The organism is Maledivibacter halophilus (assembly GCF_900167445.1).
GTDB lineage: Bacteria > Bacillota > Clostridia > Peptostreptococcales > Caminicellaceae > Maledivibacter > Maledivibacter halophilus.
Window position 1 is genome coordinate 1 of record NZ_FUZT01000032.1, and the last position, 14,449, is coordinate 14,449.

11 protein-coding genes and 1 pseudogene are annotated in these 14,449 nt (G+C 30.4%); 8 read left to right on the plus strand and 4 right to left on the minus strand.

Translation table 11 applies throughout. The annotated features are described in order from the left end of the window. Positions 1-219 (plus strand): annotated as a pseudogene (locus tag B5X81_RS26795) (group II intron reverse transcriptase/maturase); the annotation flags it as partial. A gap of 187 nt (positions 220-406) precedes the next feature. Then, on the plus strand, positions 407-3,910 hold the full coding sequence (locus B5X81_RS26800; protein ID WP_079496078.1) for a DNA polymerase III subunit alpha: 3,504 nt from the start codon (positions 407-409) through the stop codon (positions 3,908-3,910). Between the two features lie 27 nt (positions 3,911-3,937). Here the strand turns inward: B5X81_RS26800 and B5X81_RS26805 are convergent, their stop codons facing one another. Next, positions 3,938-4,405, minus strand: coding sequence for a phosphatidylglycerophosphatase A family protein (locus B5X81_RS26805; protein WP_079496079.1), 468 nt, complete (start codon positions 4,403-4,405; stop codon positions 3,938-3,940). Between the two features lie 181 nt (positions 4,406-4,586). On the opposite strand from B5X81_RS26805, the gene B5X81_RS26810 reads away from it, so the two are divergent. The 4 genes from B5X81_RS26810 to B5X81_RS26825 all read left to right on the plus strand — a co-directional run bounded on the left by B5X81_RS26810 (position 4,587) and on the right by B5X81_RS26825 (position 8,237). Further along, positions 4,587-4,772, plus strand: a complete 186-nt coding sequence (locus B5X81_RS26810) for a hypothetical protein (RefSeq protein ID WP_079496080.1) — start codon at positions 4,587-4,589, stop codon at positions 4,770-4,772. A 264-nt stretch (positions 4,773-5,036) separates the two neighbouring features. Then, positions 5,037-5,996: a 6-phosphofructokinase gene (gene pfkA, locus B5X81_RS26815; protein WP_079496081.1), complete on the plus strand. Its 960-nt coding sequence runs from the start codon at positions 5,037-5,039 to the stop codon at positions 5,994-5,996. A 30-nt stretch (positions 5,997-6,026) separates the two neighbouring features. After that, positions 6,027-7,784 carry a pyruvate kinase gene (gene pyk / locus B5X81_RS26820; RefSeq protein WP_079496087.1) on the plus strand — a complete coding sequence of 586 codons (1,758 nt, stop codon included), beginning with the start codon at positions 6,027-6,029 and terminating at the stop codon, positions 7,782-7,784. 39 nt (positions 7,785-7,823) lie between these two features. Next, complete coding sequence (locus tag B5X81_RS26825) at positions 7,824-8,237, plus strand: acyl-CoA thioesterase (protein WP_079496082.1); 414 nt, start codon at positions 7,824-7,826, stop codon at positions 8,235-8,237. Positions 8,238-8,533: 296 nt separating this feature from the next. Here B5X81_RS26825 and B5X81_RS26830 read toward each other — a convergent pair whose 3' ends face one another. Together B5X81_RS26830 and B5X81_RS26835 are read right to left on the minus strand one after the other, a co-directional pair. After that, complete coding sequence (locus B5X81_RS26830; RefSeq protein ID WP_079496083.1) at positions 8,534-9,898, minus strand: GerMN domain-containing protein; 1,365 nt, start codon at positions 9,896-9,898, stop codon at positions 8,534-8,536. A 240-nt stretch (positions 9,899-10,138) separates the two neighbouring features. Further along, the gene (locus B5X81_RS26835; RefSeq protein WP_170917629.1) at positions 10,139-11,050 is read right to left on the minus strand and encodes an alpha/beta hydrolase family protein; all 912 of its coding nucleotides are present in this window, start codon (positions 11,048-11,050) and stop codon (positions 10,139-10,141) included. Between the two features lie 492 nt (positions 11,051-11,542). Between B5X81_RS26835 and B5X81_RS27995 the strand changes: the two genes are divergently transcribed. After that, a complete protein-coding gene (locus tag B5X81_RS27995; protein ID WP_208985145.1) occupies positions 11,543-11,680 on the plus strand; it encodes a hypothetical protein in 138 nt (45 codons plus the stop codon). Between the two features lie 86 nt (positions 11,681-11,766). Here the strand turns inward: B5X81_RS27995 and B5X81_RS28000 are convergent, their stop codons facing one another. Then, entirely contained in the window at positions 11,767-12,054 is a 288-nt protein-coding gene (locus B5X81_RS28000) for a hypothetical protein (protein WP_079496085.1), read from the minus strand. A gap of 174 nt (positions 12,055-12,228) precedes the next feature. Between B5X81_RS28000 and rlmD the strand changes: the two genes are divergently transcribed. After that, positions 12,229-13,596 (plus strand): 23S rRNA (uracil(1939)-C(5))-methyltransferase RlmD, encoded by a 1,368-nt coding sequence (gene rlmD, locus B5X81_RS26845; protein ID WP_079496086.1) that lies wholly within the window; start codon positions 12,229-12,231, stop codon positions 13,594-13,596. The last annotated feature ends 853 nt before the right edge of the window (positions 13,597-14,449 follow it).

Consider the following 14,449-nt stretch of genomic DNA (forward strand, 5'->3'; position numbering starts at 1 on the left):
AGAATGATAAAGATGAAGCAATGGAAAACATATAAGGCAATGCATAAAGAAATGAGAAAACAAGGAATCAAAGGCAGTGGGGAGAAGATGGCAGTTACAAAGTGGAAAAATTCAAATGTTCACATCATACACATGCTACTTCCCAACAAACTGTTTGAAGAACTTGGACTCATTGATTTAACAAAATACGAAGTTGGATTGTTGTCGAACTATTATTAGTTTACGAGAAATTTCAGGAGCCGGATACGGCAAACGTAAGTCCGGTTCTGTGAGAGCAAAGAAAATAGGATTAATTATCCTATTTTCTAGCTACTCGATATAGCCAAATTATTAGATTATTTCTTATATAAATAGTATAATAAATATAGGAAAAAATGAATTAGATACTTAGAAAGGGTGAAGACATATGACGGATAAGTTTGTACATCTTCATCTTCATAGTGAGTATAGCTTGCTAGATGGATATACTAGGATTTCCAAGTTGTTTGAAAAGATTAGGGAATTGGGAATGGACTCTGTGGCGATCACTGACCATGGATCAATGTTTGGCGTGATAGATTTTTATAAGGAAGCAAAAAAATATGGGGTAAAGCCTATAATTGGATGTGAGGTTTATACAGCTCCACGAGGCCGTTTTCAAAAGGATCCTGTGAAAGATAAAAATATGGGACACCTAGTTTTGCTTGCTAAAAGCAATAAGGGATATAATAATTTAATCAAGATAGTTTCAAAGGGATATATAGATGGCTTTTATTATAAGCCTAGAATAGATATTGAGGTATTGGAAAAATACAATGAAGATATAATTTGTCTTAGTGCATGTCTTGCAGGTGATATTAATAGAAAAATTTTAGATGGAGACTATAATGGTGCAAAAAAATTGGCATTAAGATTAAATAATATTTTTGGAAAGGATAATTTTTATCTGGAAATACAGGATCATGGACTTCAGGAACAAAAAAAATTAAATAGAAATATTTTAAAGCTTAGTAAAGAAACAAAAATACCTTTAGTGGCCACAAATGATGTACACTATTTAAATAAAGAGGATCATACTGCTCATGATATACTGTTATGTATTCAAACGGGAAAAACCTTAAATGATGAAAAACGTATGAAGTTTCCAAGTAGTGAGTTTTATTTAAAATCATATGACGAAATGAAAAGCTTATTCCCTTATGCTAGTGAGGCAATTGACAATACAATTAAAATAGCTGATATGTGCAATGTCACCTTTGATTTTCATCAGATGCATTTACCAGGTTTTGATGTACCAGATGATTGTAGCCCAAATAAATACCTAAGAAAACACTGTTATGAAGGACTTAAGAGACGATATTCTATAATAACAGAGGATATAAAAAAGAGATTGGAATACGAGCTTAAAACAATAGAGGAAATGGGTTATGTAGATTACTTCCTGATTGTATGGGATTTTATTAAATATGCTAAAGATAATGGAATATTAGTAGGTCCCGGTAGAGGAAGCTGCGGAGGAAGTATTGTTGCTTATACACTGGATATTACTGATATAGATCCAATTAAATATAATCTGATATTTGAAAGGTTTCTAAATCCTGAAAGAGTAACAATGCCGGATATTGATATTGACTTCGAAGATGAAAGACGCCAGGAAGTAATTGATTATGTTATTGAGAAATATGGAAAGGAAAAGGTTGCCCAAATAATTACTTTCGGTACAATGGCAGCCAGAGGAGCTATAAGAGATGTGGGAAGGGCTATAAATATGTCCTATGCAGAAGTGGATAAAATAGCTAAACAAATACCCAACCAGCTGGGAATTACTATTGAAAAGGCTATGGAGTTTAATCCTAAATTTAAAGAGATTTATCAAAGAGATGATAATGCAAAATACTTAATTGATGTGGCCATGTCCTTAGAAGGTATGCCTCGCCATGCTTCAACCCATGCTGCCGGTGTCGTTATATCAAAAAAAGCTGTTGATGAATATGTGCCTTTGTATCTACATGATAATAATATAACTACCCAATTTAATATGACATTATTAGAAGAGCTGGGACTATTGAAGATGGATTTCCTTGGTCTTAGGAATCTAACAGTAATAAAAGATGCCATTAAGCTTATAAAGTATAATAGAGGCATTAACATTGACTTAGAGAAAATTCCCTTTGATGATCCAGAGGTTTATAAGCTAATAAGCAGTGGTAAAACACTAGGGATATTTCAGTTGGAAAGCTCTGGTATGCGTCAATTTATAAAGGAGCTGAAACCTCAATGTCTTGAGGATATAATTGCAGGAATATCTCTTTTTAGACCAGGGCCAATGGAATCAATTCCTAAATATATAAAAAATAAGAATAATCCAGGTGAAATAGCTTATTTACATCCCAAATTAGAGTCTATATTAAAGGTTACCTATGGCTGCCTAGTGTATCAAGAGCAGGTTATGCAGGTTGTTAGAGAATTAGGGGGTTATAGCTATGGTAGAAGTGACCTTGTAAGAAGAGCTATGAGTAAAAAGAAGATGGATGTAATGGAAAAAGAAAGGCAATACTTTATAAATGGAAAAGTAGATGAAGAAGGCAACATAGAGATAGCTGGATGTGTAAGAAATGGTGTCGACGAAAAAAAAGCAAATATAATATTTGATGATATGATAGATTTTGCCAAATATGCATTTAATAAGAGCCATGCTGCAAGCTATGCAGTTTTAGCCTATCAAACAGCTTATCTTAAATGCTATTATCCTGTTGAATTTATGGCAGCACTTATGACTAGTGTAATGGGTAATGCGTCTAAAGTTGCCCAATATATAAATGACTGTAAGAGGATGAATATAGATATACTTCCTCCAAGTATAAATGAAAGCTATGCAAAATTTACAGTTAATGGAGATAAAATCAGATTTGGAATGGTTGCTATAAAAAATGTAGGAATGGGAATTATAAATTCAATAGTTAGAGAAAGGAAAAAAAGAAAGTTTACCAGCTTTGTTGATTTTTGTGAAAGAGTTGAAACCAGAGAATTAAATAAGCGTGCTGTTGAAAGTATGATAAAGTCAGGAGTATTTGATGAATTAGATGTTACTAGAGCAGGTCTTTTAGCTTCATATGAAAGGATAATTGAAGGGGTGCAGCAGGATCGAAGAAGAAATATCGAGGGACAAGTATCTCTTTTCAATACCTATGAGGATACTTTGCCCGATGCAATAAAAAACGACATTCTTCCAGATGTAAAAGAATTTCCTCATAAATATTTACTAAGCTTTGAAAAGGAAATGCTAGGTATATATTTAAGTGGACATCCTCTTTCAGAATATGAAGATTTAATAAACAAAATTTCAAGTGTAAATTCAAATGATTTAAAAGAGATGGGAGACAGCGATAGTAAGCAAATGCTAAGGGATGGTCAAAGAGTTATAATTCCTGGTATAGTAATAAAAAAGCAAGATAAGACAACAAAGAATAATAATTTAATGGCATTTATTACCTTGGAAGATATGTTCGGAAGCTTAGAAGTCATTGTTTTTCCAGCTGTATATGATAGGTGCATGGAGTTGTTATTTGAGGATAGTATTATAATAGTAGTAGGGAAAATAAATTTTAAGGAAGATGAAGATCCTAAAATAATAGCTGAAAATATAATTTCTTTAACTGAAGAAAATGTCAATATGATTTTAAGCACAAATAATTCAAAACCCGAAAAGCCTAAAAAAATATATTTAAGATTGAAAAATAGAAATAATGATATAATGAATAAAATAAAAGAAATATTAAGAAGAAAAAGAGGAAAAACCCCTGTATACCTATATATAGAATCTGAAAAAAGAAAACTATTAGCTAACAAGGATTTATGGATACAAATTGATAAAAGTATAATAAAAGAATTAAAAGAGGTACTAGGTGATAATTCCATAAGGATTTGTTAATACTATTTTGATAGTAATTAATTGACTTTAATCCTGGTTATCTTTAGAGTGAGCTATTTTAGCAGAAGCAGCTGCAGCAATTCCTGCAACTAAATCATCTAAGAAGGTGTGAACACTAGAACCTTTGATATTAAGCTCTTTTAATATACCTATTTTTTCTTTATCTAAATATCCAAAATTGGTTAGACCAATTGACCCGTATATATTAGTTATACTGAGAGCTAATATTTCATCTATACCGTACAGGGGCGCGTCTCTTTTTAGTATACTTAATAGAGGTTCTTCTATTTTATCCTGTTCAGCTAGTTTATCCAAGGCTATGCCAGTTAAAATGGCATGTTGAACCTCCCTTTTCTCTAAAACTTTGTTAACACAATTAATACATTCATCAATTGATAATTCACAGTATGCGGATTGAAGAAAATAAACTAGATTGGCAATATCTTCAATTTTAACTCCACGATCAAGTAACATTTTTTTAATAATTTTTTTCAATAATATGCCTCCTCATATATATAATATTTGTATACTTTATTATATGAAAAAAATAAAATAGCACTACAGAAATTAGCATTAATACTCTGGCTCTTTGAATTATAAAAGTTGATCTATTGAAATTTAATTCAAAATGATTTAAAATATAAGACAAAATGAGGTTTAAGAAGGGAAGAGCTATATGTGGACTGTAATACATATTACATACCAAGAAGATGATGCTCAGAAAGTAAAAGAAAAACTAAGCTCAGAAGGCTTTTTAGTAAAGATCAAACAAGTTGGAAAAAATGAAGATGTTATATTTGAGTTATCAGTACCTGAAGCAGAAGCAGAAGAAGCCCATAGTGTTATAAATGATAATTACTAGACTAGAAACAGGTCAATTAGTAATATCGAAATGGTAATTAACCTTGAGAATGATTTGTTATCTCATGTACAAAGAGCAAAGTGGAAGGTGCGTTAAAAATAGAGAAATAAAATTTTTATGCACTCCTACTTTGCATTTTGTACACATATAATGAAAACAATCTCAAAACTTAATTTATTTCACTATAGAACTAAAAAAGCAAAATTAGGATATAATTTTTATTATCTCTATAGATAGTAATGAATGCTTATAAGGAGTGATTTTATGAAAAAAATAGGTGTACTGACAAGTGGAGGAGATGCACCGGGGATGAATGCAGCAATTAGATCTGTAGTAAGAACAGCAATTTTTAAAGGCTTGAAAGTTGTAGGTATTAAAAGGGGATATCAAGGCCTTTTAGAAGGCGATATTGAAGAAATGAATCTTTCTTCAGTAGGTGATATAATACATAGGGGAGGAACTATACTCAGGTCTGCAAGAAGTAAAGAGTTTATAAATGAAAAAGGATTCCAAAAAGCCTTAGATGTTTTAAAAATATTTGGAATTGATGGGTTAGTTGTAATTGGTGGGGATGGTTCTTTTAAAGGAGCAAAAAAATTAAGTGAAAGTGGTATTTCAACTATAGGAATACCTGGAACTATTGATAATGATTTAGGGTATACGGATTATACGATTGGGTTTGATACAGCCATTAATACAGTAGTAAATGCTATAGGTAATTTAAGAGATACATCATCTTCCCATGGCAGAGCTAATATAGTTGAGGTTATGGGAAGGCATTGTGGAGATATTGCTTTATATTCGGGACTTGCTGGGGGAGCAGAAAGTATAATAATACCGGAAATTAAATTTAGCATGGAAGAAATATGTAAGAAACTTATTAGTGGTAGAAATAGAGGTAAGCTCCACAGTATAATAATAGTTGCAGAAGGAGTAGGTAAACCCTATGATATTGCTGATGAGATAAATAGAAAAACAAGTATCGAGACTCGTGTAACTATAATGGGACACCTCCAAAGAGGAGGGACACCTACTGCCCAAGACAGGATACTTGCTAGTAGATTGGGATCTGAAAGTATAAACCTTCTCTTAAAGGGAGAAAAAGGAAGAGCAATTGGACTGAAGGAGAATAAGATAGTTAATCTTGATATTGATGAAGCTCTTAAGGCAAATAAAGCAATTGACAAAGATATGTATGAACTTACTAAAATATTATCCATTTAGAAAGGAAATAATAATATGAGAGGTGAGAATATGAGGAAAACCAAGATAGTATGTACAATTGGACCTACTAGTCAATCTAAAGCAGTATTTACAGAACTTGTTAAAAATGGCCTAAATGTTGCAAGACTAAATTTTTCCCATGGAAATCATGAAGAGCATTTTGAAAGAATTAAAATGATAAAAGAGGTTAGAGAAGAATTAGGTATTCCTGTTGCAATTTTATTAGATACTAAAGGGCCTGAGATAAGAACCAGAGACTTTAAAGACGGGTTGGCTGAATTAAAAGAAGGCCAAGATTTTGTATTGACTACTGAAAATATTAAAGGAGATAATAATAAATGTAGTATTACATATGATAATTTACCTAAAGATGTAAAAAAAGGAGATAAGATACTAATTGATGATGGATTAATCGAATTAGAAGTAACTGATATAGTGGATAATAAGAATATTAAATGTAGAGTTAATAATGGCGGAATAGTTAAAGATAAGAAAGGTATAAATGTTCCAGGAGTAAAAATCAATCTTCCTGCAATAACAGAGAAAGATATAAGTGATATAGAGTTTGGAATTGAAAATAGAATTGATTTTATAGCTGCTTCATTTATACGTAAAGCAGAGGATGTACATGCAATAAGAAGAGTATTGGAAGAAAATAATGCCTATCATATACAAATAATATCTAAAATCGAAAATCAAGAGGGTCTTGATAATATAGATGAAATTATAGAAGTTTCAGATGGTATCATGGTGGCTAGAGGTGATTTAGGAGTTGAAATACCTACTGAAATGGTACCTATAGCACAAAAGGAAATGATAGGAAAATGTAATAAAGTAGGTAAACCAGTTATTACTGCAACTCAAATGCTGGATTCTATGATGAGAAATCCTAGACCAACTAGAGCTGAAGTGACAGATGTTGCAAATGCTATATTTGATGGAACTGACGCAATAATGCTATCGGGTGAAACAGCAGCAGGTAAATATCCTATTGAAGCTGTTAGGACCATGGCTAATATTGCAAAGAGAACTGAGGACTCCTTAGATTATGAAGAAATCTTACACAAGAGAATGTCAGATAAAGAAACAAGTGTTACATATGCAGTTAGTCATGCAACATGTAATACAGCTCACGATTTAGGGGCTTCAGCAATTATAAGTGCAACTTCTTCAGGATTTACTGCAAGAATGGTATCTAAATTTAGACCTAAAGCACCAATAATTGCAGCCACGACGCGATCTGAGATATTGAGGAGACTAGTATTAGTTTGGGGAGTTAAACCTGTACTAATAAAGGATGTAGATTCTACCGATGAGATTTTTGAATTGTCAATTAATAAGGCGAAGGAATATGGATATATAAAAAATGGAGATCTTGTAGTCATTACTGCAGGAGTTCCAGTTGGAATATCAGGGGCAACTAATTTAATTAAAGTACATATTGTAGGAGAAATTCTAATTAAGGGAATGGGAGTAGGAAAAAATGCTGCAGCAGGAAAAGTATGTAATGTTAGAACAATATCAGAACTTGAAGAAAAATTTCAAGAAGGCGATGTATTAGTAACTATCGCTACAGACAAAGATATGGTAAAATATATGGATAAAGCTTCAGCAATTATTGTTGAAGAGGGGGGACTGTCATCACATGCTGCCATAGTAGGACTAAGTTTAGGAAAACCTGTCATAGTTGGGGCTGAAAATGCCACTAAATTACTAACAGATAAACAGATGATAACGGTTGACTCCATAAGAGGTTTGGTGTATAGTGGTAAAGCGAGGGTACTTTAAATAATGCAGGTTTTATTTATATAAGCAGGAGGGATTCATATGTATACAAATGATGCAATTATTAGAGTGCGATATGGTGAAACAGACCAAATGGGAATAGTTTATCATGGAAACTACTATACATGGTTTGAGGTAGGCCGCTCTGAATTTTTCAATTCACTAGGGTATACATATAAGCAACTAGAGGAAGAGGAAATTATATTACCAGTTACAGAAAGTTCTTGTAAGTACATTAAACCTGCAAAATACTATGATGAAATTATTATTAGAACTAAAATTAATACTTTAAAAGGAGCTAGGATTGTTTTTGATTATGATATTATCAGGAAGGAAGATAATATAGTTTTAGCAAAGGGTGAAACTACCCATGGTTTTGTTAATAAAGAGCTTAAACCTGTAAGATTAAAAAAAGTTAATAAAAAAGTATGGGAGATTTTAAAAAAAGCTTTGTAAAGCACAGGCTTATGACTAATAAGTGAGGAAATATCCTAATTATTTTTGCATATGCAATTATTTCAATTTTATAAGTTTCTTTAAAAAATTTTTAAAAATAAGTTAATTTTTAAAAATTTAATGTATAAATATATAAAATATGTATTATAATCTAAAGAAGAGCAGTTTAAGCTTCCAGTTTTATGAGTGACCAACTATAAATAGTATATGATTTTTAGTTGGTTATTCTTTACGGTGTGTAACTGATTCTAATATATTAATGGCGCCTTTAAGGGCGCCAAATTTTTTGTCACTTTCTAATTTTCAGGATTTATGAATTTTGGGGGAGCTAAGGGTTCGGATACATTTGTCCCACCAAAGGAATCCAATGAATTGCTATTAACCTTTATTGATATTTTATTTACATTAGGTATACTAGTAAATGAGTATAGTATACTATCTAATAATAAATGCCTGACATTTTTTTTATCATCAGAAATATTGAGAAGCTTGGTATTAAAATTTAAAGTTAATAGACCATCGCTGTAATCAAAATTTAAGAGTTCTAAATCTTCAGGAATTGTTGTAATTAAGTTTTTGTAATGAATATCATTTACTATACTAGTTTTTAGAGAATTAAAGATTTTAGGCACTAAGTCATTCATTTCTATACTTTTACTGCTTATTTCAACTGGAGCAAGCAAGAGTCTTTCTGTATTTGTTTGAAGCCCTAAATAAGCTTTAGGAGATTTGTTTTTTTCAAAACTCTCTTCAATATTTAGCCCATGGAATAGTTCTGATGATGGAGTTCTACCATTTTGTAAAAATTTAATTTTATCTACTCCGTTTAGATTAGTTAAAGTACTGACAAAAGTATCTACGGCGAATATAGCTTGAGCTGAAGTTTGACCGTACTTTCCTATGTCATTAGGTAAGTTAAGATATGCAATTTTATTTCTAACCCATACCCTTGGAATATCTGGTATAGGTGAACCGCTACTTAAGCCCAAAGAAGAATTTGGACCTAGAAGCAAATTATCAATACTTGTCCTAATGGTTTTATTAGTATAGGGAAGCTTGCGACTAACGGGTACTAAATGTTCATAGTTTTTATCTGGAAAATATAAAGTTAAATACATATGGCCATCTTCAACATCATTTTTTGCAGGTATGTAGGTGAAATTTCCTAAGTAGTTTGCTGAAATTTCATAAGGGCTGATGCTTTTAAAGGCTTCTCCTGTTGAATAAATTTTCAAAGTATAAATTCCATTGTCCAGCTCTAAATTTTCTTGGGAAATGTCAAAGGAGTATTTCAATTGATTGTCTTCATTGTCTACATTAATTAAGCCCGTTACAAATTCAGTATTGACATATTTTCTCACGAATTGTCCATTGTTAAATACTTCTAATATCATATCATGGTTTTCTCCTAAAATAAAAGCTCCTTTATCTAATTTTCCTATCATGGTAAACTCTATATTAGTTGGATTATAGAGTGAAGATTCATTGAGATTTGTTTTGTAGCTACTGCTTATAGCTTCTATTTCGTTATATGGCTTATTTAAAGTGAAATTTCCTAAAAAGTTTTGTTGGAATTGAAACTGAGAAGGATTTACTGGCATAATAGATGCTAAAAAACAGATACTAAGAATCAAAAAAAGGTTTTTTACAGTTCGCAGCACATTATCACACTCCTAGACAAGGCTTATGTATATATTATAAATCATTTTCAAAGAAATTTCTAATATTATGTAGTCAGTATATGAATTAATATTTATAGAAGTAAAGAATTAGTAAAGAGGCATATTATGACAAATATACCTGTAGAAAAGGGAAAAAATATGAAACTGAGGATGATATTAAAATAAGTACAATAAAAGAAGCTGTTGAAATCACCTTCTTTTATTGATAATTATAGCAAGTTACTTTTCTATTTTGTTTTTAAAAATTTCAATACTTTTTTTAACTGATTCATCAAGAGCACTAACATGATTTCCTTGTATTACATAATATTCACTTTCCATTCCATTTTCTTTTATTTTTTCTGAGAATGACTTTGTTAAATCTTGAATTCCTGGTATATGGCTTTCAGATTCAACAAACATATATAATGGTTTACTTACACAGTGAGGATATTTAATTGGAGTTCTTAGATCAAATTCAGTAGAAATGCTTGTGTCAAAAGGAATAATTTGCTCAAGTTGCTTATTAGCATTTAGTTCTGCCTGTAGATCTAATGGAGCTCCTCCAAATGATGAAATGGCTTTATAGTCAGAAGGCATCATAGAAGCTAGCATAGATATAGCTCCTCCAGAGCTATGCCCTACGAGGAAAATATTGTCTGGATCAACATAGGATAACTCTTTTAAATATTTACCTGCTGCTATAACATCATCAACTTCACCATAAATTAGTTCATAGTTTCCTTGATTTCCATTTTCACCTCTAAGCATTGGAGTCATAACAATAAAACCTGAATCTATATACGGTTTTGCAATCTCCCAGTATCCTATATCAAATGCAAATCCTCCATGAACAAAAACAATCGCAGGATGCTTTTTATTTTCATCAACATTATTAGAAATTAAAGCCTTAAGTGATAAATCACCTGATTCATATGTAATTAAAGAAGCATTATCAAGTACAGGTAACTCTTTATACTTTTGAGGTGCAGAAGTTTTTTTTGTTAATTGACTTTTATAACTTTCTCTTAAAGACATAAATTCATTTTTGACATTAACAGTTTCCTTTGTTTCATTGTCTTTAGCAGTACAACTAATTAAAATCAAAATAAGCATAGCAATCATAATAGTAAATAAAATTTTTCTTTTCAAATAAATTCCTCCTTTAGATTTTTTAAGATTGCAAATCATTTAACAATGAGATTCAAAATTTTCACTCTATTTAGACTGTAAGTTGTACTAAGTTTGTGCCCTTAGTATAAAGTGAAATTACTTTTCAAAATCTCCTTGTTAATTCTGAAAAATATCAAATCATGTATTTTGATATTTGGACACGTAAATAAGTAGACTTTGGTATTTGACGGTCGATTTTAGAATGCAATATTTATTGCATTCATATTGGCTCTGTGCTGTAGATAAAACTCCCAAAGCCGATTCTTTTTTGCTATATCCAATTGTGATGGGATATGAATTTCATAGCAAAGTTGTCGAGGATAGGCTAGATTTACTTATTTTTTCCCTAATATGTCCATGTTTTTATCCTAACATCATGACAGTTATATTACAAGAAGAATATATGACAAAAAAATAATAATATTACAATTTAAGGATTATTCTAAAACCTTTAAAGATTTTGTTAATTATATGAATGCTGATAATAATGATCAATGTCTAGAATATAAGCCAACAAAAAGATATAATGATAATACATTAAAAGAAATAATTCATAAAGAATATGAGATTGATAATATTAATAAAATGTCTATAAAAGAAATAAAATAATTAGAAAAATATATAATGAAACAGATACAAGCATACGACAATTAAGTAGAATACTAGGGGTGGAAAAACAATAGTAGAGAAAGGAGTCAAAAAAGACATATGAAACATCCTTTCGTTCTTGCTAAAATTTCATAGAGGCTGACGTTGTTAAAAACTTCTAATACCATATCATGGTTTTCTTCTAAAATAAAAGCCTCTTTATCTAATTCTCCTATCATGGTAAACTCTATATTAGTTGGATTATAGAGTGAAGATTCCTTGAGATTTGTTTTGAAGCTACTGCTTATAGCTTCTATTTCATTATATGACTTATGTAAAATGAAATTTCCTAAAAAGTTTTGTTGAAATTGAAACTGAGAAGGATTTGCTGGCATAATAGATGCTAAAAAACAGATAATAAGAATTAAAAAAAGGTTTTTACACTTCGCAGCACATTATTACACTCTAGACAAGGCTTATGTATATATTATAAATCATTTTTAAAGAAATTTCTAATATTATGCAGTATTAATATTTATAGAAGTAAAGAATTAGTAAGGAGGCATATTATGATAAATAAACCCGTAGAAAAGGGAAAAAAATATGAACTTAAGGTAGTAGATATTGGTAATAGTGGAGAAGGGATAGGGAAAATTCAAGGGTTTACTGTTTTTGTAGAGGGAGCAGTACCAGAGGATAAATTGTTAATTGAAATAACTAAGGCTAAGAAAACTTATGCTATAGGGAAAATCATTAAAATAGAAAAACCTTCTCCCTATAGAATTAAACCAATTTGTGATGTAGTACATAAATGTGGAGGATGTCAAATACAGCATATAGACTATCCTTATCAATTACAGCTTAAAAAAAATATAGTAAAATCGGCTGTTGAAAGGATAGGTAAGCTTGAAAATGTGTTAGTCCACGATGTATTAGGTATGGATGAACCTTATAAATATAGAAATAAAGCTCAATTTCCTATTTCAATGGAAAAAGGATGTTCCATAATAGGCTTCTACAGAAAAGGAACCCATAAAATTGTAAATATAAAGAATTGTAAAATACAACATGATATAAATGATAAAGTATTAAATATTTTCAAAAAGTTTATTGATGAAAAGAAAATATCAGCTTATGATGAAAAGAGCGGAAGAGGTTTAATAAGACATGTACTTACCAGAGTTTCATATGCCACAGGAGATTTAATGATAGTGATAATAACTAATGGTAAAAATATTAAGTTTAAAAATGAACTAGTAGATAGATTAATTAGTGAAATCCCTCAAATAAAAAGCATAGTACAAAATATAAATACAAAAAAAACAAATGTTATATTGGGAAATCAGTGCAAAACATTATATGGAAGCGACAAAATAGTTGATTACATAGGAGATCTCAAATTTGAAATTTCACCTTTATCTTTTTTTCAGGTAAATCCATTTCAAACAAAAGTGCTTTATGATAAAGCAATGGAGTATGCCAATCTTACAGGTAATGAAACAGTATTTGATATATACTGTGGCATAGGAACCATTTCATTGTTTTTAGCTCAAAGAGCAAAAAAGGTTTATGGCATAGAAGTAATTGAAGAAGCAATAAAGGATGCCAATGAAAATGCAAAATTGAATAATATAGACAATGCTGAGTTTTTCGTTGGAAAGGCGGAGAAAGTTGTACCAAAGCTATATAAAAAAGGATTAAAAGCTGATGTAGTAGTTGTTGATCCTCCTAGAAAGGGTTGTGAAAAGACAGTATTGGAAACTATAGCTAAAATGGAACCTAAAAGGGTAGTATATGTATCTTGTAAACCAAGTACTCTTGCTAGGGATTTGAAAATATTAGATGAATTAGGTTATGAGACTGTAGAAATACAGCCTGTGGATATGTTTCCCCATACTATGCATTGTGAGGTAATCGTGAAGTTAGAAAAGCAATAAAATTTAGTAATCCCAATAGTTTAAGCCATTGAGTCTATAGATGACATTCAATGGCTTTTTTATATGTGGGAACATGTCAACTTGATTGTTCTAATCAATAAATAATTAGAACAATCATTATATTTGTAAAATTATAGAAGTATTAGTTGAGAAATGCTGGAAGATGCTATAGAATTAAGGTAATATTATTAAAGCATGGGTCAAAAAATCTTTAAGAAACTTAATAGACTTTAATGTTAAGAATATTTGAAACTAAAGAGTGTGTATTAGGATTTAAGAATATTAAATTTGTTGCATAAAAAATTAGCCTAAGAGTTTACTAACTTGCTAAATCTGTTAGAATATATACTTATGTCAGTAAATTGAGTATTAATTTAGGTTGTGCAAAGTATTTAAGGGCATACAGAATTTAGTGGCTTAAAATATTAAGAAGCAAGACTAATTACTTTTTAAAAATGTTTTTAACAATATTATCGTTGAGGTCAAATGATGAGAAAGATGTGCTTTTAAATGAAATCTCGTATTTTATATTATAGTAATTTACTATTTAAACAATCGAAAAAAGCTTAAGTATCCGACAATTGTGGCAAAGAAAGGAGATTTTATAGAGAATATAAATTATTTTGTGTAAATGGATGATTTATTAAAAATTCACATGTGAATAATTATTAATTGTTTATGCATAAATAGCCCGGAGGGCAACAGGGGTGACTGTCAAGTTACCCCTATATTTTTGAGTATTATAGATTATATAGACAACTCTTCTTTTAATCTTTCACTAAAATATATTCCTACTTGAGATATACATTCATTCCATTGCCTAATAGGTTGAGACCATTTTTTCTGGATGTTT